The sequence below is a fragment of the Arthrobacter gandavensis genome, from assembly GCF_015355785.1.
In the GTDB taxonomy this organism is placed as follows: domain Bacteria; phylum Actinomycetota; class Actinomycetes; order Actinomycetales; family Micrococcaceae; genus Arthrobacter_B; species Arthrobacter_B gandavensis_A.
Genome location: NZ_JADKYW010000002.1, coordinates 80,232 through 103,021 on the forward strand (window position 1 = coordinate 80,232; position 22,790 = coordinate 103,021).

Below are 22,790 nucleotides of genomic sequence, written 5' to 3' on the forward strand. Positions count from 1 at the left end.
AATTTCACTAGGTGGCCAGACACAGCCGGCCCGTGCTCCACCTGGAGAGCGGGCCAACTGCTGTTTCGTCCGGGGCGTGCAGGGCGTCCCTAGCTTTTGACCATGAAATAAAGGACCACCCCGGCCGCGATCATGAAACCGGATCCTGCCGCCCCCATCCGTCCCTGCTGAGCGCGGGTGGGCGGATCACTCTTACGCACGAAAGTCTGGATGAGCCCGAGTGCGCCGAAGCCCAGTCCAATCAGCACCAGCGCAACTAAAACGGGAACAAGCGGGTCGGATCCCCCACTCATGCCATCACCGCGGCCAGGGACAGAATGATCATCGCAGACCCGAGTGCGATGCCACCCGGGATCGGCAGCAGGAGGGCTGCCTTCATCCGCTCCGGGCCGGTGTCCGCCTTCTTCGCCATCTTGTCCCCCAAAAAGAGTTCGGGCTGAGAGCTGGCGAAGCTGCTGATGGCATCCCGCTTCCGAAAAGCGAAGATGCAGGCGGCCGTCATCAGGGCTCCGATGATCAGTCCGGGCCAGGATATGTCCACGAATCACTCCTTCTTGGTCGCTGCCTGCGGGATGGTCTCGTTGGTGTTTGATTGCGGTATCGCATGGGTTCGCTGGCGGTTCGCTCACGGTTGGCTGCGGGATGGCCCCATTGGTCACGACTGATCACAGACCGACCGCCTGTCCATTCCGAACCTGCACATGAATTCCGGGTCGTTGATGTCATCGCCGTCGAGCAGGAGAATGATCGCCAGCACCACCAAGGCCACGCAGACGGCCGTGATTATCCAGAACCGCCGCCAGCTCATTACCCGGCCGCCAGTACGGACGCCGCGTTCGTCAAACGGCCTCACTTATCCCTCGCTTCCGCGTTTCTGCGAATAACGAGCCTGACCACATAGACGAGCAACAAGGTTCCGGGAACGCCGAGCAGCGGCGATCCGTCCGGCACATGGAATGCGAGCAGCAATTGCCGCAACGAGACTCGCAGAGACAATCGGTCTTGCGTTTTTGTGCTTTGCCGCTGCCACCGCCGTTCCGGCGAGACCAGCGCAGGCGTAGCGGCTTGGAGCCGTTGCTTCCATCATCGATTTCCTCGTGCACGAGACTGTGCCGGAACGGTTGCTCCGGTGGGCAGAATCTAACCCACATTCGGCTGGCAATCTGCGGTTGCAAGTACCTGCTTCCGGCCCTCGCCTACTTGAAATCCAGCTGTTTTGGCTCCTCAGCGCGGGCCCTGCTCTTCAGAAGCGCACGGATTCCCAACCGTTGTTACCTCGGGTACGGGTAGGGGCACGATAGGGCCCGGCAGCAACAATGGCTGGGAAACCGAGCGGCCTTCTTCGGAGGCTGTGGAACGCGGGAGGTTTTCGGATTGCAGTTTGCCTCGCCTGTCCCTGAACCCTCGGTGACGTAACGTCGTTTAGGCGTCATGTGCTCGAATCCTCGGTGATTTACGGTCGCATAGGTGCATTCAAAGCAACGCGTACTCCCGAAGGTTTCAGCGGGAACGCCCATAACAGCCGTATCTCCCCGAAGGTTTCAGCCGGGCAGACCCCCGGCGGTCTGCTGTTCCCCGGCGCAGCCTCAGCCGCAGCGCAGTTGGCCGGAATTCCACAGGAACACCCCGCGCTGTCTGCAGGGCCGATACCTGCATTCTGCGCCGGCTCTCGCCCGGCGGGAGGCGCGCCCCTAGACTTGGAGTCGCATCCGGCTGGGCGGGCCGCTGCCGGCCCGCATCCTTCCACGTCATGCAGATGACCGGGATCGGAGGATCATGCGCGCATGGTGGATTGAAAATCCTGCACCACTGACTGGCCCGCACGCCGGCCATCCCCTCGTTTACGGGGAAAAGCCGGACCCCGTGCCCGGGCCGGGAGAGCTGCTTCTGCGCGTCAGCGTCTGCGGCGTATGCCGGACCGACCTGCACCTGGCCGAAGGTGACCTGCCGCCGAAACGCCCGGGCGTGGTGCCCGGGCACGAAATCGTTGGCCGTGTGATCGGCAAGGGACCGGGAGCCGGACGGTTCGCAGTGGGCGACCGGGTGGGCGCTGCCTGGCTCCGCTCCACCTGCGGCACCTGCCGGTTCTGCGTCCGGGGCGATGAAAACCTCTGCTTGGCTCCACGGTTCACGGGCTGGGATGACGACGGCGGGTTCGCTGAGCTTGCCACGGTCCCGGAGGCCTTTGCCTATCCCATACCCGCTGTCTTTTCCGATGAGGAGGCGGCACCGCTGCTGTGCGCAGGCATCATCGGCTACCGGGCCCTGCGCCGCGCGGCCCTGCGCCCCGCTGGAAAACTGGGCATCTACGGTTTCGGCGCGTCCGCACACCTCGCCGCCCAGGTGGCCCGTGCGGAGGGCCACGAGGTGTACGTCATGACCCGTTCGGAGGAAGCCCGCCGCCTGGCCCGCGAACTGGGGGCCGTGTTCGTGGGCGGGGCCGCGGACGCTCCTCCGGAAGCACTGGATTCAGCCATCCTCTTCGCGCCTGCCGGCTCGCTGGTACCTGCAGCCCTGCGCGCCCTGGACCGCGGCGGGACGCTCGCCGTGGCCGGCATCTATCTCAGCCCGATCCCCTCCCTGGACTACGCGGCAGATCTCTTCCAGGAACGGCAGCTGCGCAGCGTCACCGCCAATACCCGGCGGGACGGACAGGAATTCCTGTACGCCGCGGCCGGCATCCCGCTGCGCCCTACGGTCATCCCTTACCCCTTCTTCCAGGCGGACCGCGCGCTCGCGGACCTGGCGGCGGACCGTGTCACCGGAGCGGCCGTGCTCCGGCGCCCGGCGGTCAGCGAAACCAATGCCGCCGGCTGAGGAACCTGCCGCAGCGGGCCGTGCAGGGGACCGTTTCGTCCCGGGCCGGGCGGGCCCTGTTGGGTCGCCGTCGCTGGCGGCAGCCGTTTCACCTTACGCCGCGGTCATTTTTGATCTGGACGGCGTAGTCACCGACACCGCGTCGCTGCACCGCGGCGCGTGGCGGGAAATGTTCAACCAGGTCCTGAATGATCCGCGCTTTCCGCAGGGAACCGCGGCAGCTCCCTTCCGTGACAGCGACTACTTCGAGCTCATCGACGGCCGCACCCGTGAACAGGGAGTGCAGGCATTCCTTGCGTCCCGCGGAGCGGAGCTGCCGCGCGGCACTCCTGAGGATCCGCCGGGAACCTGGACCGTGTACGGGCTGGGTGCCTTGAAGAACCGGATCTTCCTTGAGGAAGTGCGCAGCAGCCGTGTCCGGACATACCCGGGAACGCTCGCCCTGCTGGAACAGCTTCGAGTCAGCCGGGTGCCCACCGGACTGGTCAGCTCCAGCCGCAACACCCCGGAGATCCTGGCCGCTGCAGGCCTGGACGGTGCCTTTGACACGGTGGTCGATGGCCTCGCGGCACTGCGCCAGCACCTTCCCGGAAAACCGGACCCGGCGATGTTCCTGGAAGCCGCACGCCGGCTCGGCATCCCTCCTACCCGGACGGTGGTCATCGAGGACGCCGTCGCGGGAGTCCGGGCGGCCAGCAGGGGCGGTTTCGGACTCGTGGTGGGGATCGACCGGACCGGTCAGCGCGGCGACCTGGAGGAAGCCGGGGCCCGGCTGGTCCTGAACGACGTCGGTGAACTGGACATCGGCCTGGTTACCACCCACCCGTGGCATCTGGCCTACCAGGGGTTCAACCCCTGGCACGAAGGACACCGCGAGGCACTGACTACCCTCGGCAACGGGCGCATGGCCACGCGGGGCGCAGCTCCGGAGCGCCGCGCGGATGCCATCCACTATCCCGGAACGTATCTGGCCGGGACGTACAACCGGCAGCTGCAAAGCATTCACGGAGAACAGGACCAGGGCGAGCACATGGTGAACCTGCCGAACTGGCTGCCGCTGGATCTCCGGTTCGGCACCGGGGGCTGGTGGTCCGAAAACGGGCTGGTCCTGCTGCACGAACACCGGGAGCTGGATCTGAGGCGCGCGCTGCTGGTACGCCGGGTCAGGCTCCGGGACGGCGAAGGCAGGGAGCTGGATGTACTGCAGCGGCGCTTCGTCTCAATGTCCCATCCGGCCCTGGCCATGCTCGAAACCACCCTGACCCCGCGCGGCTGGGACGGACCCGTCGCTGTGCGGACCGGAATCGATGCCTGGATCCGCAACGCCAACATACCGGAGGACGCCGCGTTGGGCGGCGGGCACCTGCATGTCCTGTCGGCCCGCTCCGCGGACAATCTGGAACGGACAGAAGTGCAGACCCGTCAAAGCCAAATCCGGGTGGCCACCGCAGTCAGGATCTCCTGCGGTCCGCCATCGCTGGATGTGCGCAGCCGGCCGCTTCCGGTCTCTCCCTCCCTGCCGGCACATCAAGGCCCGTGGTTCGGAATGCATGAGGCGCTGCTTGCAGCCGGCAAATCCATGGTGGTTACCAAGTCTGCGGCCATCGTCAGTTCGCATGACCGCGCCTGTTCCTCCGCTGCGGACGGAGCGGCCGCAGTACTGGCGCGGGCCCCGCAGGACTTCGCTGCCGCGCTGGCGGCACATGAAGCGGCATGGAAAAGGCTGCTGCACCTGTTCAGCTTCAACCTGCATGCCGACGGCGAAACCCAGCTGGTGCTCAACCTGCATGTGTTCCACCTGCTGCAGGTCCTCAGCCCGCATACCGCTGAGCTCGACGCCGGCGTCCCGGCACGCGGACTCCACGGCGAGGGCTACCGGGGACACATTTTTTGGGACGACCTGTTCGTGCTGCCGCTGGTGACCTCCCGTATGCCCGCGGTCACGCGGGCCGTCCTGGACTACCGCTGGCGCAGGCTGGACGCCGCCCGGGACGCTGCCCGCGCCGACGGCCTGGCCGGTGCGCTGTTCCCGTGGCGCAGCGGCAGCGACGGCACGGAAGAGACCCCGCACTGGCTTTACAACCCGTTCTCTCGGGAATGGACGCGGGACAACTCCCGGCTCCAGCGCCACGGCAGCCTCGCGGTCGCCTTCAACTGCTGGCAGTACTACCTGGCGACGGCGGACCATGAGTGGCTGATTGACCACGGCGCCGAGGTCATCGTTGAGGTCGCACGGCTCGTCTCCTCCCTGGCCTCCCCGGGCGGGGACGGGCGCTTCCATATCGAGGGGGTGGTTGGACCGGACGAATACCATGACCGCTACCCCGGAGGGACTGCGCCGGGCATTGATGACAACGCGTACACGAACGTCATGGCGTCCTGGGCCTGTGCCCGGCCGGCACGGGTCCTTGCCGCCCTGCACGGACGGGACGCCGTGGAGGTGCGCCGCCGGCTGGGGATCACCCCGGAAGAACTCGAGCGCTGGAGGCTGCTGGAACGCAACCTGTACGTCCCGTTCCACGACGGAATCATCAGCCAGTTCGAAGGCTACGGGCACCTGCAGGAACCGGATCTGGACGGCTACAGACGCCGGTACGGAAACATCGAACGGCTCGACCTGATCCTTGGTTCAGAAGGCGACAGCACCAACAACTACAAACTTTCCAAGCAGGCGGATGTATTGATGCTCCTCTACGTTTTCGGGGAGGACCAGCTCAGGGAGCGCCTGCGCCGGATGGGCTACCGGATCTCTGAGGCACAGATCCGGACCATGGTGGAGTACTACCTCGCCCGGACTGTGCACGGATCGACGCTGAGCAGGGTTACCCTGTCCTCCGTCCTCGCGGCGTCGGACCCCGAGCGCGCCTGGGCTACGTTCAGGGAGGCACTGGACGCGGACCTTGACGATACCCAGGGCGGCACCACCCGCACCGGCGTGCATCTTGGCGCCATGGCCGGAACCATCGACGTGGTGCAGCGCAGCTTCGCGGGCCTGCGGCTGGACGCCGGAAACCTGGTGTTCGCTCCCCGGCTGCCGGCCGGCCTGCGGCAGGTGTCCTTCCGCATCCGCTACCGCGGCGTGCTTCTGGACATTGCGTTGGAGCATTCAGTTCTGAAAGTGGCAGCGGCCTCCGGCCAGGCGCCTCCGGTCCGGATCCGGGTCGGTGAGCAGCACTGGGTGCTCGCGCCGGGAGAAACCGCCGAGATCGCTTTCGGGCCGCGGTCCGGGCACGGGCACGGCTAGGATCCGGGATGCGTCCGGGACCGCTCCCGGACAGCGTGCGGATACTTGATCCGTTTCTGCACGTAATCGGTGAAGAACAGCGCCGGCATCGTGAGCACAGCAACCAGCATGCCGGCGGCCACGGGCGGCGCCTGCCCCAGGGCTTCCGCCACCGGAGGAATGAAGAGGAACCCCGCCAGCGCGGCCAGTTCCGTGGCGACCGCCCAGAGCAGCAGCCGGTTCGACAGCCAGCCAAGTACCCACGGGGGCACGGATTCGCTCCGGCAGATGAAGGCGTTTGCCAGCTGTGCCAGCACCACGGTGGTGAAGGCCGCACCCGAGGCGGCGGCAAGGACGGCGGCATCCGGCGGGGCATCACCCGGACGCCACCCGGCCAGCCACATCGTCAGGGTAAAGGCGGTCATTTCCCCCACCGCCTCGACCGGTCCCAGCACCGCAAACACCCGGACCATCAGCGCACGGTCCAGCAAATGACGGCGGTCCGGCGGACGCGCCAGGACCCGCCGGCCGGGACGCTCGCTGCCCAGGGCCAGCGCGGGCAGCAGATCTGTCCCGATGTCCAGGCAAAGGATCTGCAGGACGCCCAGTGCCAGGGGAAAGCTGCCGCCGGAGAGCGCCCAGACGACGAAGGGCGTCAGCTCCGCAACATTATCCGTGAGGTGGTAGGTGAGGAAGCGCCGGATGTTGGCGTACGTCGCCCTGCCCTGCTCCACGGCGGCAATGATCGTGGCGAAGTCGTCATCCAGCAGTACCAGGTCCGCAGCCTCCCTGGCCACGTCAGTCCCGCCCGCGCCCATGGCCACCCCAATGTCTGCCTCCTGCAGGGCCGGGCCGTCGTTAACTCCGTCCCCGGTCATGGCGAGCACGTGGCCGCGCCGCTGCAGGGCCCTGGCAACCCGCAGCTTTTGTTCCGGGGAAACCCTGCTGACCACCACTCCGTCCCGGTCCAGCAGGGCACCCAGCACCTGGTCGTCTTCCGGCAGCCCGTCCCCCTCCAGGACCATCCGGTCAGGGCCGAGCAGTCCGGTTTCCTCTGCGATGGCCTCGGCGGTGGCCGGATGGTCGCCCGTAAGCATCGCCACCCGGATGCCGGCGGTGCGCGCCTTGCGGAGGGCATCGGCCACGGACGCACGGGGCGGATCGTGCAGCCCCACCAGTCCAATCAGCTCCAGTTCGCGTTCAACCGCTGCCGGGTCCGCGGGCCACCGGCCTCCGAAAGGCGGTGACAGCGTCCCGCGTGCAACGGCGAGGACCCGCAGGCCTCTGCGGGCCATCCCCTCCAGTGCCCGTGTGCACGCCTCCTCATCCGAAGCAGCAGTGCACAGCGGCAGGATTCCCTCCGGCGCTCCCTTGACGGAGAGTTCCGTTCCTGTCACGGCGGACACCCTTTTCCGAACCGGGTCGAACGTCCACCGGTATCCAATGGCTTCTCCGGGGGTGTCTTCCAGCCCCAGCCGGCGGGCGAGTGCGTCAAGCGCCGCGTCCATAGGGTCGCCGTCGGCAGTCCAGATGCCGTCCCTCAGCCTGATCCCGCCCTCCGACGCCGCCCTCGCCGCGGCGGCAAGCACCTGTGCCTGCTGTTTCGCTGCCGTGCTGCCTTCCGCCTCGCCGCCGGGTTCGTACCCCACCCCCCGGACCGTGACGGTGCCCGCCGGCGTCCAGACTTCGACGGCGCTCATCCTGTTCTGGGTCAGCGTCCCGGTCTTGTCAGTGCAGATGTAGGTAGTCGAGCCCAGGGTCTCCACCGCCTGAAGGTGCCGGACCAGGGCGCGGCGGCCGGCCATCTGCTGGGCGCCCATGGCCAGGGAAAGCGTGACGGTGGGCAGCAGCCCTTCCGGGACCATGGCCACGGACACACCGATGGCGAACAGGAACGCGGTGTGCCAGGACACGCCGGTCACCAGCGACACCACGAAGAAGAGGCCGCCCAGTACCAGTGCGACGACGGAGATCAGGCGGACCACCCGCCTCAGTTCGTTGTTCAGCGGGCTCGAGGGAGGATGAGCCGCGGAGGTCAGGGTGGCAATGGCAGCAAGGCGCGTCCGGGCACCGGTGGCGGTGACCCTGCACTCCGCGGTGCCGTTGACCAGGAACGTTCCGCCGAATCCAGTGTCCCGCTCCTGCTTCGCAACGGGTTCGCTCTCCCCGGAGAGCATTGATTCGTCAACGCTGCAGGCTTCAGCGTTCAGGAACACCACATCCGCGGGAATCCTGCTTCCGGCGAAGAGCAGGATGGAGTCTCCGCGGACCAGGTCGGAGACGTCCGTCTCCCGCACTGCCCCGTCCCGTCGGACCTTCACCTTGGAGGGCAGCAGCTCCCGCAGCTGCAGTGCGGCCCGCTCCGCCCTGCTCTCCTGCACGTAGGCGAAGACACCATTGACCACAATCACCACCAGGACGGCGACGCCGAGCTGCGGCATGCCGGCGATGAAGGACAAGGCTGCCGCCGCCCACAGCATCAGCGCAAAGAAATGCGTGAACTCCGCCGCGAACCGCCGCCAGCGCGGAACCGGATGCACCTGCGGCAGGACATTCGGGCCCTCCGCACGCAGCAAAGCAGTGGCCTCGGACGTGCTGAGTCCGGAACCCGTGCTCATTGCGCCGCCCGGACGGCCAGAAGGCCACGGGCCGCGCGCGTCGTGGCTCCCGGCATTTTCCCACTTCCACGCGTCCGGCGTACCGGCGCAGCCGCCGGCTGTTTCCAGTATCGGTCTGCCCGGAACCGGGCGGTAGCCGGTTCCGGAAGGTTCAACGGGCCAGCTTCCGCTCCCGAAGAGCCGGATGCACTTCTCTGCGGAAGCCGGCGGGAGTAGATTGCGAGGCACCCACGGCGGAAGGGGAAAACAGTGGAATCAGCTGCACTGGAACGAATCCTGGTTGGCGTAGACGGCTCGGAGGCATCGGTTGAGGCACTGCAGCGGGCCCGTCAGCTCGCTGAGCCGTTTGGCGCGGAAATCCAGGCAGTCACCTGCTGGGAATACCCCCAGCTTTACGACGGCTACGTGACCATCAAGCCGGAGGATTTCGCCGATGCCGCCTCGCATCGGATGGATGATGCCCTCGCGAAGGCCTTCGGGACGGAGGTCCCCCGCAACGTGTCCGCCCGGACGGAGGAGGGAAATCCCAAGTCCGTCCTCACCGACCTCAGCCGCAGCGCTGACATGCTGGTGGTGGGCCGCCGCGGCCACAGCACCATGGCCGGACAGGTTTTCGGTTCGGTTTCCTCCTACTGTTCGGCGCATGCCTCCTGCCCGGTGCTGGTGGTCCATGTTCCTGACGCCGCCCGGCGCTGACATCCTCGCCCGGCCCTGACCTACCCGCGGGTCCGTGACCGGCCTGCGTCCCGGGCGGTGCCCAGCAGCTGCGGGATCAGCAGGATGAGCCACAGCGCGGTGGGGATGAGGGACAGCATGGCCAGGATGAGCCCGGCGGACCCGGCGTTGGCTGGAACCAGCATGGTTGCGCCGGTGAGGATGCCGACGGCGGCGGGCAGCCTGCCGTAGATCCGGTGCCGGAGCATGGTCACTGAATAGACCAGGGTTCCGGCTGCGCCCAGCAGATAGCTGATGGCGAAGGTTCCTCCGTTATAGAGCGTAAGCATGCCCGTCCCTGCGGCTAGCAGCAGGCCCCGCTCCTGGTCCGAGGCAGCATCCGCGAACTGGCTGCTGAGCATCCACATGGAGAACGTTGCCTCACGGGAAACGATGAACAGCAGGACGCTCCCCAGGCCCAGGATCAGGCCCAGCAGGGCCCATGCCCCGCTCGCCGCCCGGATGACGGCATACAGGGCCAGGTAGAAGGGAACCAGGGCGAGGTAATCGAGGGTCAGCAGCAGGTCGAGGCTGAGCAGTCCCAGCCACGGATTCTCCTGGAACAGCCGGAAGAACTCCGCAGCCGTAGCCGGCGGCGGATTAAGCAGGAAGACCGCAGCCTGCGCCGGAATGAGCAGCAGGACGAGCATGGCGCCGGCGGCACCAACCCTGATCATGCCCCGCCAGGAGAGATCCTGCTCCGTCCGGGATGCTTGAGTCACGGCCCGTCTCCGGCCCGCTACGGCAGGATTTTCAGCGCCGTGTCCCAGTCAAAGCGCTCGTGCTCGGGGTTGACCTGCAGCGCCATCACCAGGAGCATGAAGGACTCAAGCTGGCGCGACCAGCGCAGCGGACCCGTGTCCACAGGCCGCATGCCGGAGCGGGCAATAATCTCTGTGACCTGCAGTTTCGCGCTTTCCGAATCTCCCGCCACGAAGACGTCCAGGGGCAGGTCTGCGACGGTTCCCTGAATAAGGGTCTTGGCGAAGGTGGTGTTGAATGCCTTGACGACGTCCGCCCGGCCTTCCAGCAGCGCCGCAGTTTCTTCGGCTGCCGAGGTGCCCTCCGGCGTCGTAAGCCTGTCCATGGTGGCAAAATCGACCGGGTTGCTGATGTCCACCACAACCTTGCCGGCCAGTGCGTCGCCGTGTTCCCGGATGATCCCGGCTACGGAACCGTAGGGCACGGCCAGGATCACGACCTCTCCCGTGAACGGTCCGCCTCCGGGAGCGGCTGAGGCCCCTGCCCCGAGCGATTCCACGAGTTCAGCCACCTGGTCCTGGTTGCGGCCGGTTATCCGGACGTCGGTCCGCCCCTGCAGCAGCCGCGTGGCCAGTCCCCGGGCCATGTGCCCGCTGCCAACAATATCGACGAGAGTCATTGCGTCCTCCTCCTTGCGCTGCCTTGAACCGTTCTGCCTTGAACCGGGGCCTCACTGGATACGGGAGATGTGCTGCAAGTCGATGTTAAAGCCGCGGGTACGGGGATGGAACAGGTGCGGCGAAGCCTGTTCCTTTGAGACCTTGGATTCCGCCGGGACAGTGCGGGGATTCCGGCCCAGGGAACAACAAGTAAGCATGCTTGGTTATACCCGGCATCGTCAGAAACGTACCCTTACAAAAGGAGAACGCCCATGGCCACCGCCAACCCCGCAGCATCCGGCTGGATCCCCGCCAAGCAGTTCATCGCCGGAGAATGGCGCGAGGGCCGCTCCGAGAAGACCCTGCCGGACACCAATCCGTTCACCGGGGATGAACTCCTGGGACTGAAGCTGGCTTCCCTCGAAGACCTGGACGACGCTTATGACAGCGCCAGCGCTGCCCAGCCCGGGTGGGCCGCCGCTCCCCCCGCCGAACGCCGCCGCGTTCTTGAACGCGCCGCCGAGATCCTGGACGAACGCCGCGATGAAATCGCCGCCTGGCTCGCCGCCGAATCCGGAAGCACCGTGGTGAAGGCCAGCATCGAAATCGATTCCGCGATCGGCATCACCCGGGAAGCAGCGTCCTACCCTCACCGCGTCCACGGGCAGATCCTCGACTCGGACATTCCGGGCAAGGAAGACCGCGTGTACCGGGACCCCCTCGGCGTCGTGGGCGTCATCAGCCCCTGGAATTTCCCGCTCCATCTCTCCCAGCGCTCGGTGGCACCTGCCCTGGCAGTGGGCAACGCCGTCGTGCTCAAGCCCGCCAGCGACACCCCGGTGACCGGCGGCCTGCTGATCGGCAAGGTCTTCGAAGAGGCAGGACTGCCGGCCGGCGTGCTGAGCGTCGTCGCCGGCGCCGGCTCGGAAATCGGTGACGCGTTCGTCGAGCATCCGGTGCCGTCCTTGATTTCCTTTACCGGTTCGACGGCGGTGGGCAAGAATGTTGGCGCCCTCGCCGCCAGCGGTGAGCATCTGAAGCACACGGCACTCGAACTGGGCGGCAACGGTCCGTTCGTGGTCCTGGCCGATGCGGACGTGGACCAGGCCGTCCGCGCAGCGGTGATGGGCAAGTTCCTGCACCAGGGACAGATCTGCATGGCCATCAACCGGATCATCGTTGAAGACGCCGTTCATGACGAGTTCGTCCAGAAGTTCACCGAGCATGTCCGGTCCCTCCCGGCCGGCGACCCCACCGACCCGAAGACCGTGATCGGCCCGATCATCAACGCCAAGCAGCTCGAAGGGCTGGAAGAGAAGATCAGCACGGCCCGCAAGGAAGGCGCGGAGGCTGTCCTCGAAGGAACCACGGACGGACAGGTGCTCAGCCCGTGGATCTTCACCGGCGTCACGCCGGAGATGGAGCTGGCCCGCGAGGAGATCTTCGGCCCGCTCGCCGGGATCCAGCGGGCCCGCGACGCGGAGCACGCACTGGAACTGGCCAACGCCACGCCTCAGGGTCTCTCCGGCGCGGTCTTCACTGAGTCAGCCGAGGGCGGCCTGAAGTTCGCCCGGCGCCTGCAGGTGGGCATGGCCCACGTGAATGACATGCCGGTGCATGACGAGCCGCACGTGGCGTTCGGAGGAGTGAAGAACTCCGGGCTGGGCCGGTTCAACGGCAGCTGGGCCATCGATGAGTTCACCAAGGACCAGACGCTTACGCTCCAGCACGAACCGCGGCAGTACCCCTTCTAGCCGTCCCGTTCCTATCCTGCTCCCGGGGGAAGCTGTTCCCCCGGGCCAGGACGGCGGCGGCGATGTCATCGGCGTCGCGCAGGGTCCTCGAACCGGCCGACCCCGGCGCGCCGGACTCCGCCGCGATGGCCGTGCCCCACTGCACCGAGGAAAGCTGCAGGCCCAGGATGTAGAGGTTCTCCTGGGGCTCTCCCTTGACGTCCAGCGGCCGGTACGGCGGCAGGGAAACGTCCAGCCCGGGAGTCAGTACCGGGGTGCCGTTGGGCGCCATCATGACCTTGGGCCGCGCTTCGCCGCGGTGCAGCAGGTCAGCCAGCAGCGGAGAGAGCGTGGCGTTGACCCGGTTGGGCGGCATCATGGCTTCCACCAGGGTGGCAGCCGCGTATTCACCGGACACCCAGGGCGAGGATGCGGTGAAGACGGCACGTGCCTCGTCGACGTCGAACCGCGGATCGGGTCCCACGAAGTGAACCAGTCCTGCCCGGACGAGGGCCGCGAGCTGTTCGATCCGCTCCGGCGGCGGCCCGGAGGCCAGGCCTTCCACCAGGGGTTCAAACCAGCCGCGCAGCTCGGTGAGCCAGGATTCTTCCGCCAGGCCGCCGTCGGCCACTACCGCCTTGAGCACGGACCGGCCCGCGTTCAGCGCCCCGATCGCCATCTTCAGCGGATCGTCCTCGCCTTTCGCCGAGCCGGCGGCGTCGTCCTCCAGATACCGCAGGATTTCCGCGTCCAGGTCCTCGGGACCGGCGAACGGGCGGCGTCCCAGCGGCTGGGCCAGCGCCTCCATGCTGGTCCGCCGGGCCGGCGGAACACAGCGCGCCAGCACTTTTTCCTTGGCCGCGTCCCACTCCGGGCCGGGCAGGCTGAGCGCGGCTTCGAGCTCCGCCAGGAACTCGCCGGCGGGGACGTTCAGGCACCGGGGGTCGGTTCGGGCCAGGGTCGAGTAGTACGCCCACACGGAGTCGCGGTGAAGCAGCGGCCAGAGGTCGTGGTCGAAGCCGGGCTGGATGCCTTCTGCGGCGAACCTGCCGGCAGTTTCCTCGGTAAGCCAGCGGAGTTTCACGCTGCGCGGCACATAGCTTTCGAGCTTCGCCTTGGCGCGGTACGGAGTTCCACGCCGGGAGGCAGCAACCAGCACAGGCTCCCGCCCGGAGGGTTCGTAGCGCAGGGCACGGCCCGCCGGTTCCCCGGTGGACACGAAGACGCCCCCGCGGCCCAGCGTCACGTGCGCCATGATGTCGAAGAAGTTCAGGCCCAGTCCGCGCACCAGCACCGGTTTTCCGGCAGGCAGCACTGAAAAGTCCGCATCAGATGGAACGGCCGGCGGCAGGTACTGCAGGCCCAGCCGGGATGCGGCGTCGTTAAGCCGGTTCTGCTCCGGTGTGAGGGCGGCCGGCAGGTGGCCCACGGCCAGCACGACTGCGTCCGCAGCCAGCGGTTCTTCCCCCGCCAGGTCAATGGCGAACCCGGCGCCTTCACGGTGCAGGGACAGGGCTTCGGCCCGGTGGTGGTGGACGACGGCGGCGCCCGCCTGGGCGGCAGCGTCCGCCAGGCGCGCGTAGGTCCATTCCAAATACCGGCCGTACAGTGCGCGGCTGGGGAAATCGGCAGGACCGAGCCGGGCTATTTCCTCCCGGTCCCCGGCGCTCAGCGACGGTGTCGGGTCTGTTGCCATGCGGCGCACCCATTGGCCCAGCGAGAGCCCAGTGGCTGAGGGTGCGAACTCTTCGGCAGTCCGCCCGGCGGGCACCACTGTGGGAAAAAGGCAGGGGGTGTTCATCAGGAACTGGCGGGACTGGCTGGTGCGCCACACGTGCCCCGGCCCCGGATTGAACGGATCAACCATGCTGACCTGCAGTGCGGGGCGGTCTTCGGCAGGCAGTGCCAGGCAGCGGGCGAGCAGCCGGTCCAGGACCGAGACGCCGCGCGGACCGGCACCGATGACGGCGACGCGGAGATTCTGGCCTTTGTCCATTCTTCTAGGGTATCTGCCGGGTCCTGTCCCGGTTCGCTTCCGCCCCGGGCCGGGGCCGGTTAGGTGAAGGACAGATAGAAGAACACAGCCGCCACAAAGACCCCAAGGATCCAGAACCAGCGGTTCGCCCGCTTCCGGCGCACAACGTCCTCCACCGGGATCCGGGACCCGCGGAAAATCAGCACGATCAGGATGACGGCGGCAACGATGCCGGCCAGCGACAGCACCGGGGCGAGGATCGACACGGCGGGGTTCCTCTCAGCGGGGGTCTGCGTTCCCAGAACACTACGCGCACGTCCGGGCGCGGCGGAACGGCGCCGGCCCCGGAGCCGGGCCGCGGGGTCGAACCGCAGGGATTTCGTTATGGTCCGCCGGCCCCGCGTTAGGAATCCGTAAGGATCCGGAAAACGTCCCGGAAAAGGGTTTCTACTCAGTTCGGCGCTTCACTGCGCCCTCCCGCCGGACCGGCGGGAGCAGGAACGAGTTTGTTGGGGGCACCCCTTGCTGGATGTACTGATAGCCGCAGGAACGGCCGCGTTCTTCGCCGGACTTGCCTTGCTGGCCCGGGCGGTGGAGAAGCTGTGACCTTCTTCGACTACGCCGCGCTGATCCTGGCCGCTGCCTCGGCAGTCTACGTACTGGCTGCGCTGCTGCGGCCGGAGAAATTCTGATGGCCGGCTGGCTGGCGGTCGGCCAGTTCCTCGCCGTCGCACTGGTTCTTGCCCTGACCCACCGGCCGCTGGGCGACTACCTGGCGCACGCCTATTCCTCGAAAAAGGACCTCGCACCTGAACGGGGCGTGTACCGGATGCTGGGCGTCGCGCCGCGCTCGGAACAGACCTGGCAGTCCTACCTGCGCTCGGTCCTGGTGTTCTCCGCACTGGGAGTCCTGGCGCTCTATCTGCTGCAGCGTTTGCAGCCGCTGCTCCCGGCGTCGCTGGGGCTCCCCGCTGTTCCGGAGGGCCTGGCCTTCAACACGGCAGTGTCCTTCGTGACCAACACCAACTGGCAGTCCTACTCTCCGGAAGCCACCATGGGCTACGCAGTCCAGGCCGCGGGACTGGCGGTGCAGAACTTCCTCTCCGCCGCCGTCGGGCTTTGCGTGGCGATGACGCTGGTGCGCGGATTCGCGGGCCGCGGGGCACAGACCATCGGCAATTTCTGGGTGGACCTCACCCGGTCCGTAACCCGCGTCCTGCTGCCCGGCGCCGCGCTGGGCGCGCTGGTCCTGCTGCTGGGCGGGGTCATCCAGAACTTCAACGGCTTCACCGACGTGGGAACCCTGGCCGGCGGCACCCAGAGCATCCCGGGCGGTCCGGTAGCCACACAGGAAGCCATCAAGCTGCTGGGCACCAACGGCGGCGGCTTCTTTAACGCGAACTCTGCCCATCCCTTCGAAAACCCGAACGCGTTCACCAGCCTGGTCTCCGTACTGCTGATGCTCATCATTCCCTTCTCCCTGCCGCGCACGTTCGGCACCATGCTTGGGGACCGCCGCCAGGGCTACGCCATCCTCGCTGCCATGGCAGGAATCTTCATCGTCTCCCTTGCTGCCATGACGGCGTTTGAATTCGCCGCCGCGGACGGACCCGCCGGCTCCATGGAGGGCAAGGAAACCCGCTTCGGGATCGCCGGCTCCACCTTGTTCGGCAGTACCAGCACCCTCACCTCCACGGGTGCCGTGAACTCCATGCATGACAGTTTCGGTGCGCTGGGCGGGATGATGGCCATGCTGAACATAATGCTGGGCGAGATCGCCCCCGGCGGTGTGGGTTCCGGGCTCTACGGCATGCTTGTCCTGGCCGTGGTGGCTGCCTTCGTTTCCGGGCTGCTGGTGGGACGCAGCCCGGAATACGTGGGCAAGAAGATCGGCCCGCAGGAGATCAAGCTGGCCTGCCTCTATGTGCTGACCATGCCCGCACTGGTCCTCGCCGGCACCTCACTGAGCTTCGCCCTGCCGGGGATCCGCACGGACATCGAAGAGACGTCCATGCTCAACGAGGGCCAGCACGGCTTCAGCGAGGTTCTCTACGCGTTCACGTCCGCGGCCAACAACAACGGTTCGGCCTTCGCCGGCCTGAGCGCCAACACTCCGTGGCTGAACACGGCACTGGCTCTTGCCATGCTCCTGGGCCGTTTCCTGCCCATCATCTTTGTCCTTGCGCTCGCCGGGACCCTGGCTGCGCAGGGCAGGGTCCCCGTAACGGCCGGGACCCTGCCCACCCACCGGCCGCAGTCGGTGCTGATGCTCAGCGGTGTCACCGTCCTGGTCACCGCCCTCACGTTCTTTCCCGTACTCGCGCTGGGTCCCCTGGCAGAAGGACTGATCTGACATGTCCACCCTTACCAAGCAGCATTCTTCCCGACCCGGCAACGCCCCCGCGCCCGTGGCCGCCCCGCCGTCGTCATTAGGCCTGAAGCAGGCAGCCGCTGCCTTCCCGGTGGCCATCCGCAAACTGGATCCACGCAGGATGTGGCGCACACCGGTCATGTTCACCGTGGAGGCCGGAGCGGTCCTGATCACCGCAATCGCCGTGGCGGAATCCTTCACCGGCGCTTCCCCGTCCTCCGGAGGCTCCCCCGTACCGGCCGGTTTCACCTGGCTCATTGCCCTCTGGCTCTGGCTCACCGTCCTCTTCGCGAACCTGGCCGAAGCCGTGGCCGAGGGACGCGGCAGGGCGCAGGCCGCCTCGCTGCGGGCAACCCGTACCACCACGGCTGCCCGGCGTGTCAGCGGCTACGCTCCGGAGTCCGATCCCGGCGCGCTGCAGGCCGCTGTGGAAGACGTGGCGTCGGCAGACCTGGTGCTGGGCGACGTCGTCGTAGTTGCCGCCGGGGAGGTGATTCCGGGCGACGGTGACATCGTGGAGGGCATCGCCTCCGTAGACGAGTCGGCGATTACCGGCGAATCCGCGCCCGTGGTGCGCGAATCCGGGGGCGACCGGTCTGCGGTCACCGGCGGGACCCGCGTCCTGTCGGACCGGATCGTGGTCCGGATCACCAGCAAGCCGGGCGAAACGTTCGTGGACCGGATGATCTCGCTGGTGGAAGGAGCCGCGCGCCGGAAGACTCCCAACGAGGTGGCGCTGGACATCCTGCTCTCCACGCTGACCCTGGTCTTCCTGCTGGTGGTGCTGACCCTGAACCCAATGGCCGGGTATGCCGGTGCCGTCATCAGCGTCCCCGTGCTCACGGCCCTGCTGGTCTGCCTGATCCCCACCACCATCGGTGCCCTGCTCTCCGCCATCGGCATTGCAGGCATGGACCGGCTGGTGCAGCACAACGTGCTGGCCATGTCCGGCCGGGCCGTGGAAGCGGCCGGGGACGTGACCACCCTGCTGCTGGATAAGACCGGCACCATCACCTACGGCAACCGGCAGGCCGCGGAGTTCTATCCAGTGGCCGGCGCCCCGCTGGAGGAACTCATCCGCGCTGCTGCACTGTCCTCGGCACTGGACCCCACTCCGGAGGGCAGGTCCATTGTTGAACTCGCAGCATCCCGGGGCGTGGCCGCCGTTCCCGCCCCAGGCGCGGCGGGGATTCCGTTCACTGCGCAGACCCGGATGAGCGGACTGGATTTCCAGGACGGCTCCAGCGTGCGCAAGGGCGCGGGTTCCGCGGTGATGGACTGGGCCGCGGAAAGCGGAGGCATCCCCGTCGACGTCCTGTCCGACCTCACCTACCGGGTGGACACGGTCTCCGCCGCCGGCGGTACCCCGCTGGCGGTCGCGGAACGGAATGCGGCAGGCGCCTCCCGCATCCTCGGCGTCGTCTATCTGAAGGATGTGGTGAAACAGGGCCTGAAGGATCGTTTCGCCGAACTGCGCCGGATGGGCATCCGGACGGTAATGGTCACCGGCGACAACCCCCGCACCGCCAAGGGCATTGCCGCTGAGGCCGGGGTGGACGACTACCTGGCCGAAGCGGCTCCGGAGGACAAGATCGCCCTGATCCGCCGGGAGCAGGACGGCGGCCGGCTCGTAGCAATGACCGGCGACGGCACGAACGATGCACCCGCACTGGCCCAGGCCGATGTGGGGGTCGCCATGAACACCGGCACCTCCGCGGCCAAGGAAGCCGGCAACATGGTGGACCTGGATTCGGACCCCACCAAGCTGATCGACATTGTGCGGATCGGCAAGCAGCTGCTCATCACCCGCGGCGCGCTGACCACGTTCTCCATCGCCAACGACGTCGCCAAGTACTTCGCGATCATTCCGGCGATGTTCATGGGGCTTTTTCCCGGCCTGGCGGTCCTGAACGTCATGGGCCTGCACTCCCCGGCCTCGGCGATTCTCTCCGCGGTGATCTTCAATGCCGTCGTCATCCTGGCCCTGATACCGCTGGCGCTGCGCGGGGTGAAGTACCGCGCGGCCGGCGCGGCCGGCGTCCTCAGCCGCAACCTGCTTGTTTTTGGCGTCGGCGGCGTGCTGGCTCCGTTCCTCGGCATCAAACTGATCGACCTTGCCGTCTCCCTGCTTCCCGGTTTCTAGCACCAAAGGACATCCCATGACCATGTTCCGTTCCACGGCCCGGCAGTTTGCCGTGGCCGCCAAGGCCCTGGCACTGTTTACCCTGCTGCTGGGCATCGCCTATCCGCTGCTCGCCACCGCCGCCGCGCAGACGGCCGCCGGGCATTTGGCCAACGGCTCACCTGTCTCGGCCGGCGGTAATATCACCGGCTCGGCCCTGCTCGGCCAGTCGTTCACGGACGATTCCGGCGCGGCCCTGCCGCAGTGGTTCCAATCCCGCCCCGGAACCTACGACGGCGCTGTCTCCGGCGGCAGCAACCTGGGACCGTCCAGCACCGAACTGGCGGAGGCGCTCGAGGAACGCCGCCAGGCCGTGGCCGGCCTGGAATCGGTTCCGGCCGCAGACGTACCCGCCGATGCGCTCACCGCCTCTGCGTCAGGACTGGACCCCCATATCAGCCCGGAATACGCGTACCTCCAGGCGGCACGGGTAGCGCAGGCCCGGGAGCTGCCCGAACCCGCCGTCCGTGCCCTGGTGGACACGGCTGTGCAGGGCCGAATCGCGGGGTTCATGGGCGAACCAACCGTAAACGTGTTGGAACTGAACATGGCACTGCGGGAGCTGGACAATTAAGGGATGACACGAGGAGAGCTCCGGGTGTTCCTGGGCGCAGCCCCGGGGGTCGGAAAGACCTACACCATGGCGGAGGAAGGCCACCGCCTGCGCGGCGAGGGCCGGGACGTGGTGGTGGCCGTGGTGGAAACCCACGGCCGGGCCGCGACGGCCGCAGCCGTTAGGGGCCTGGACGAGGTTCCCCGGCGCCGGGTGGATCACCGCGGCCTGCTGCTCGAGGAACTGGACCTGCCCGCGGTGCTGGCACGGCAGCCGGAGTATGCACTGGTGGATGAACTGGCGCATACCAACGCACCGGGCCTTGAACACGCCAAACGGTGGCAGGATGTCCAGGCCCTGCTGGCTGCCGGAATCAATGTGCTCTCCACCGTGAACATCCAGCACATCGACTCGCTCAACGACGTGGTGGAAGGCATCACCGGCACCGTACAGCGCGAAACCGTGCCGGACAGCGTGCTCCGTTCGGCGGACCAGATTGAACTGGTGGACATCGCCCCGGAGCTGCTGCGGGGCCGGCTGGCCGAGGGAATCATTTACCCGGCTGCACGGGTGGATGCGGCGCTGTCCAACTACTTCCGCGTGGGTAACCTGACTGCCCTGCGCGAGCTGGCGCTGCTCTGGCTTGCCGATGAAGTGGACAGCGCCCTGAACCGGTACCGGACGCAGAAGGGAATCCGCAGCAAGTGGGAGGCCCGCGAGCGCGTTGTGGTGGCACTCACCGGAGGACCGGAGGGGCAGACGCTGCTGCGCCGGGGCGCCCGCATCGCAGCACGTTCAGCGGGCGGTGAGCTGCTGGCCGTGCACGTGACCAATCCTGACGGACTGAGGGGAAGCCGCCCCGGCGAGCTGGCCGTGCAGCGGGCCCTGGTGGAGAAACTCGGCGGCACCTTCCACCAGGTGGTGGGATCGGACGTTCCCGGTTCCCTGGTGGATTTTGCCCGGTCCGCCAACGCCACCCAGCTGGTTATTGGGGTCAGCCGCCGGGCCCGGTTGAAGGCCCTGTTCGGCGGCCCCGGCATCGGTGCCACCGTCATCCGGCTGTCCGGGGACATCGACGTGCACATCGTGAACCACGGCGCCGCCGGGGGCAACCGCGGGCTGCCGCGGCTGGGCGGGGCACTGAGTGCCCGTCGGCGCCTGGCAGGGTTCGCCCTTGCCCTCGCCGGAGGTCCGCTGCTCACCTGGCTGCTGGTGGGGGTGAGCACCCCCGAATCCGTCACCAGCGATGTGCTGGCCTACCAGCTCCTGGTGATCCTGGTGGCGCTGGCGGGCGGGATCTGGCCGGCCCTCTTCGCGGCCCTGCTCTCCGGCGTCACGCTGGACTATTTCTTTATCCAGCCGCTGCACACCGTCACCGTCTCCGAACCGCTGCATCTGTTCGCCCTGGTGCTTTACTCTGCCAACGCCATGCTGGTCAGCTTCGTGGTGGACCGCGCTGCCCACCGCTCGCGTGCAGCCCGCCGGGCGGCGTCGGAATCGGACCTGCTGGCGTCCGTGGCCGGCAACATCCTGCGCGGCGAAGACGCGGTGGAAGCGCTGGTGGGCCGGGTCCGCGAAGCATTCAACCTGGATGCTGCCCGGCTGCGGACAGGCGACACCGACCTGGCTGTCTCCGGCACCCCGCGGGGCACCGCCGCGCACCGGGTCGAGGTGGGCGAATCAGTCCTTGAACTCTTCGGCAGCGTTCCCGGGCCGGCGGACCTGCGCCTGCTGGAAGTCATCGCTGCCCAGCTGGGTGCGGCACTGGACTACCGGGAGCTGTCAGTGCGGGCCGAGGGCATAGGCCCGCTCGCCGCCGCGGACCGGGTCCGGACCGCCCTGCTGGCTGCCGTGGGGCATGACCTGCGCCGGCCCCTGACTGCGGCGACCGCAGCTGTGACCAGCCTGCGCGCCGAAGACGTGAACTGGAGCGAAGCGGACCGGCAGGAACTGCTCGCCACCGCGGAGGAATCCCTGGCCACCCTGTCCGAGCTGGTGACCAGCCTCCTGGACGTGAGCAGGCTCCAGGCCGGTGCCCTGGCTGTTTCCCTCGCCCCGCTGGAGGCTGCCGACGCGGTTCTGCCCGCGCTGGAGGAACTGCGCCTCGGTCCGGGGCAGGTGCAGCTGGACCTTCCTCCCGGGCTTCCTGCGGTGCTGGGCGATTCAGTGCTGCTGCAGCGGGTGCTGGTAAACGTGCTGGCGAACGCGGTGAGGTTCTCGCCCCCGCAGGAGAAGGTGCTGTTGGCCGCGAGCGAGTTCGGCGGGAAAGTGGAGGTGCGAGTCATAGACTGCGGGCCTGGGATTTCCCCGGAACGAGGCGATGAAATGTTCGTTCCCTTCCAGCGTTTGGGGGATACGGACAACCAGACCGGGCTGGGCCTGGGGCTGGCAGTGGCAAAAGGATTCATGGAAGGCATGGGCGGCACCCTGGAGACGGAAACAACCCCCGGCGGCGGACTCACCATGGTGCTGGGCCTGCCCACAGTTCGAGCAGCCGCGCCGGTGGGAAGCGCGGAGCTGCTGTGAAGATCCTGCTGGCAGACGACGACGTCCAGATCCTCCGCGCCCTCAGGATCACCCTGTCCGCGTACGGCTACGAGGTGGTCTCGGCGTCCGACGGCGCGGCGGCGGTGCGCCGGGCGGTGGACTGCCATCCGGACCTGCTGGTCCTGGACCTCGGAATGCCCGGGCTCAGCGGCATGGAAGTCATCGAAGCCGTCCGCGGCTGGAGCACCATGCCCATCCTGGTGATCTCCGGCCGGTCCGATTCCGCAGAGAAGGTGCGGGCGCTGGACCTGGGTGCGGATGACTACGTCACCAAGCCTTTCTCCGCCGAGGAACTCCTGGCCCGGATCCGTGCCCTGAAGCGCCGCACCGGCGCCGCCCAGGACAGCCCCGCAGTCACTTTCGGCGATGTCACCGTGGACCTGGCTGCGCGCCGGGTTTCCCGGCTCAGCGACGGCACCGGCATCCGGCTCACACCCACCGAATGGCATCTGCTGGCGGCATTGCTGCGCAGTCCCGGCCACCTGCTCACCCAGGCCCAGCTCCTCAACGATGTCTGGGGGCCGGGCACCAGCGATTCGGGTTACCTGCGCCTGTATATGGCTCAGCTGCGGCGGAAACTTGAACCGGATCCCTCGCATCCGGTCCACTTCCTGACCGAACATGGCATGGGATACCGGTTCCAGCCCTAGGCGCCGCGGGTGGTCCGCCGCCGGGACGGAGCGCCCCCCTCCTCCT

General features: G+C 67.6%; 18 protein-coding genes. 10 read left to right on the top strand and 8 right to left on the bottom strand.

All coding sequences use genetic code 11. The features are described from left to right. Positions 1 to 89 precede the first annotated feature (89 nt). The 3 genes from ITX31_RS00400 to ITX31_RS00410 form a co-directional block, all read right to left on the bottom strand. The gene (locus ITX31_RS00400; RefSeq protein WP_194781522.1) at positions 90 to 293 is read right to left on the bottom strand and encodes a hypothetical protein; all 204 of its coding nucleotides are present in this window, start codon (positions 291 to 293) and stop codon (positions 90 to 92) included. Beyond that, a complete protein-coding gene (locus ITX31_RS00405) occupies positions 290 to 541 on the bottom strand; it encodes a hypothetical protein (RefSeq protein ID WP_194781523.1) in 252 nt (83 codons plus the stop codon). The genes ITX31_RS00400 and ITX31_RS00405 overlap by 4 nt, the downstream gene beginning before the upstream one ends. 114 nt (positions 542 to 655) lie before the next feature. Continuing rightward, complete coding sequence (locus ITX31_RS00410) at positions 656 to 853, bottom strand: hypothetical protein (protein WP_194781524.1); 198 nt, start codon at positions 851 to 853, stop codon at positions 656 to 658. A 923-nt stretch (positions 854 to 1,776) separates the two neighbouring features. Between ITX31_RS00410 and ITX31_RS00415 the strand changes: the two genes are divergently transcribed. Both ITX31_RS00415 and ITX31_RS00420 read left to right on the top strand, forming a co-directional pair. After that, positions 1,777 to 2,817 (top strand): zinc-dependent alcohol dehydrogenase family protein, encoded by a 1,041-nt coding sequence (locus tag ITX31_RS00415; RefSeq protein ID WP_194781525.1) that lies wholly within the window; start codon positions 1,777 to 1,779, stop codon positions 2,815 to 2,817. Further along, positions 2,804 to 6,061, top strand: a complete 3,258-nt coding sequence (locus ITX31_RS00420; RefSeq protein ID WP_194781526.1) for an HAD-IA family hydrolase — start codon at positions 2,804 to 2,806, stop codon at positions 6,059 to 6,061. Before ITX31_RS00415 ends, ITX31_RS00420 begins: the two co-directional genes overlap by 14 nt. Here the strand turns inward: ITX31_RS00420 and ITX31_RS00425 are convergent. Beyond that, positions 6,058 to 8,658 (bottom strand): cation-translocating P-type ATPase, encoded by a 2,601-nt coding sequence (locus ITX31_RS00425; RefSeq protein WP_194781527.1) that lies wholly within the window; start codon positions 8,656 to 8,658, stop codon positions 6,058 to 6,060. The two genes, ITX31_RS00420 and ITX31_RS00425, sit on opposite strands and share 4 nt — an antisense overlap. Positions 8,659 to 8,907: 249 nt before the next feature. Between ITX31_RS00425 and ITX31_RS00430 the strand changes: the two genes are divergently transcribed. Next, positions 8,908 to 9,354 carry a universal stress protein gene (locus tag ITX31_RS00430; protein WP_194781528.1) on the top strand — a complete coding sequence of 149 codons (447 nt, stop codon included), beginning with the start codon at positions 8,908 to 8,910 and terminating at the stop codon, positions 9,352 to 9,354. A gap of 20 nt (positions 9,355 to 9,374) precedes the next feature. Here the strand turns inward: ITX31_RS00430 and ITX31_RS00435 are convergent, their stop codons facing one another. Beyond that, positions 9,375 to 10,094, bottom strand: a complete 720-nt coding sequence (locus ITX31_RS00435) for a DUF4386 family protein (protein ID WP_194781529.1) — start codon at positions 10,092 to 10,094, stop codon at positions 9,375 to 9,377. Positions 10,095 to 10,111: 17 nt separating this feature from the next. Further along, positions 10,112 to 10,753, bottom strand: a complete 642-nt coding sequence (locus ITX31_RS00440; RefSeq protein ID WP_194781530.1) for an NADPH-dependent F420 reductase — start codon at positions 10,751 to 10,753, stop codon at positions 10,112 to 10,114. A gap of 252 nt (positions 10,754 to 11,005) precedes the next feature. Between ITX31_RS00440 and ITX31_RS00445 the strand changes: the two genes are divergently transcribed. After that, positions 11,006 to 12,487 (top strand): aldehyde dehydrogenase family protein, encoded by a 1,482-nt coding sequence (locus tag ITX31_RS00445; protein WP_194781531.1) that lies wholly within the window; start codon positions 11,006 to 11,008, stop codon positions 12,485 to 12,487. Here the strand turns inward: ITX31_RS00445 and ITX31_RS00450 are convergent. Beyond that, entirely contained in the window at positions 12,450 to 14,462 is a 2,013-nt protein-coding gene (locus ITX31_RS00450) for an FAD/NAD(P)-binding protein (RefSeq protein WP_194781532.1), read from the bottom strand. The genes ITX31_RS00445 and ITX31_RS00450 overlap by 38 nt on opposite strands. Positions 14,463 to 14,521: 59 nt before the next feature. Then, complete coding sequence (locus ITX31_RS00455) at positions 14,522 to 14,707, bottom strand: hypothetical protein (protein WP_194781533.1); 186 nt, start codon at positions 14,705 to 14,707, stop codon at positions 14,522 to 14,524. Positions 14,708 to 15,043: 336 nt separating this feature from the next. Between ITX31_RS00455 and ITX31_RS16010 the strand changes: the two genes are divergently transcribed. The 6 genes from ITX31_RS16010 to ITX31_RS00485 are packed head-to-tail and all read left to right on the top strand — an operon-like array spanning position 15,044 to position 22,744. Then, on the top strand, positions 15,044 to 15,133 hold the full coding sequence (locus ITX31_RS16010; RefSeq protein ID WP_194781534.1) for a potassium-transporting ATPase subunit F: 90 nt from the start codon (positions 15,044 to 15,046) through the stop codon (positions 15,131 to 15,133). Next, positions 15,133 to 16,794 (top strand): potassium-transporting ATPase subunit KdpA, encoded by a 1,662-nt coding sequence (gene kdpA, locus ITX31_RS00465; RefSeq protein ID WP_194781535.1) that lies wholly within the window; start codon positions 15,133 to 15,135, stop codon positions 16,792 to 16,794. Before ITX31_RS16010 ends, kdpA begins: the two co-directional genes overlap by 1 nt. A 1-nt stretch (position 16,795) precedes the next feature. Then, complete coding sequence (gene kdpB, locus ITX31_RS00470; protein WP_194781536.1) at positions 16,796 to 18,955, top strand: potassium-transporting ATPase subunit KdpB; 2,160 nt, start codon at positions 16,796 to 16,798, stop codon at positions 18,953 to 18,955. Between the two features lie 16 nt (positions 18,956 to 18,971). Continuing rightward, entirely contained in the window at positions 18,972 to 19,568 is a 597-nt protein-coding gene (kdpC, locus tag ITX31_RS00475; RefSeq protein WP_194781537.1) for a potassium-transporting ATPase subunit KdpC, read from the top strand. A 3-nt stretch (positions 19,569 to 19,571) separates the two neighbouring features. Then, on the top strand, positions 19,572 to 22,073 hold the full coding sequence (locus ITX31_RS00480; protein ID WP_194781538.1) for an ATP-binding protein: 2,502 nt from the start codon (positions 19,572 to 19,574) through the stop codon (positions 22,071 to 22,073). After that, positions 22,070 to 22,744 (top strand): response regulator, encoded by a 675-nt coding sequence (locus ITX31_RS00485; protein ID WP_194781539.1) that lies wholly within the window; start codon positions 22,070 to 22,072, stop codon positions 22,742 to 22,744. The genes ITX31_RS00480 and ITX31_RS00485 overlap by 4 nt, the downstream gene beginning before the upstream one ends. Positions 22,745 to 22,790: the final 46 nt, after the last annotated feature.

What these genes read in the sequence shown, in the direction of transcription:
- ITX31_RS00420 (WP_194781526.1), top strand. Translation starts at nt 2,804, where the DNA reads ATGCCGCCGGCTGAGGAACCTGCCGCAGCGGGCCGTGCAGGGGACCGT.
- ITX31_RS00425 (WP_194781527.1), bottom strand. Translation starts at nt 8,658, where the DNA reads ATGAGCACGGGTTCCGGACTCAGCACGTCCGAGGCCACTGCTTTGCTG.
- kdpA (WP_194781535.1), top strand. Translation starts at nt 15,133, where the DNA reads ATGGCCGGCTGGCTGGCGGTCGGCCAGTTCCTCGCCGTCGCACTGGTT.
- ITX31_RS00400 (WP_194781522.1), bottom strand. Translation starts at nt 293, where the DNA reads ATGAGTGGGGGATCCGACCCGCTTGTTCCCGTTTTAGTTGCGCTGGTG.
- ITX31_RS00445 (WP_194781531.1), top strand. Translation starts at nt 11,006, where the DNA reads ATGGCCACCGCCAACCCCGCAGCATCCGGCTGGATCCCCGCCAAGCAG.
- ITX31_RS00415 (WP_194781525.1), top strand. Translation starts at nt 1,777, where the DNA reads ATGCGCGCATGGTGGATTGAAAATCCTGCACCACTGACTGGCCCGCAC.
- ITX31_RS00450 (WP_194781532.1), bottom strand. Translation starts at nt 14,462, where the DNA reads ATGGACAAAGGCCAGAATCTCCGCGTCGCCGTCATCGGTGCCGGTCCG.
- kdpB (WP_194781536.1), top strand. Translation starts at nt 16,796, where the DNA reads ATGTCCACCCTTACCAAGCAGCATTCTTCCCGACCCGGCAACGCCCCC.
- ITX31_RS00480 (WP_194781538.1), top strand. Translation starts at nt 19,572, where the DNA reads ATGACACGAGGAGAGCTCCGGGTGTTCCTGGGCGCAGCCCCGGGGGTC.
- kdpC (WP_194781537.1), top strand. Translation starts at nt 18,972, where the DNA reads ATGACCATGTTCCGTTCCACGGCCCGGCAGTTTGCCGTGGCCGCCAAG.
- ITX31_RS00440 (WP_194781530.1), bottom strand. Translation starts at nt 10,753, where the DNA reads ATGACTCTCGTCGATATTGTTGGCAGCGGGCACATGGCCCGGGGACTG.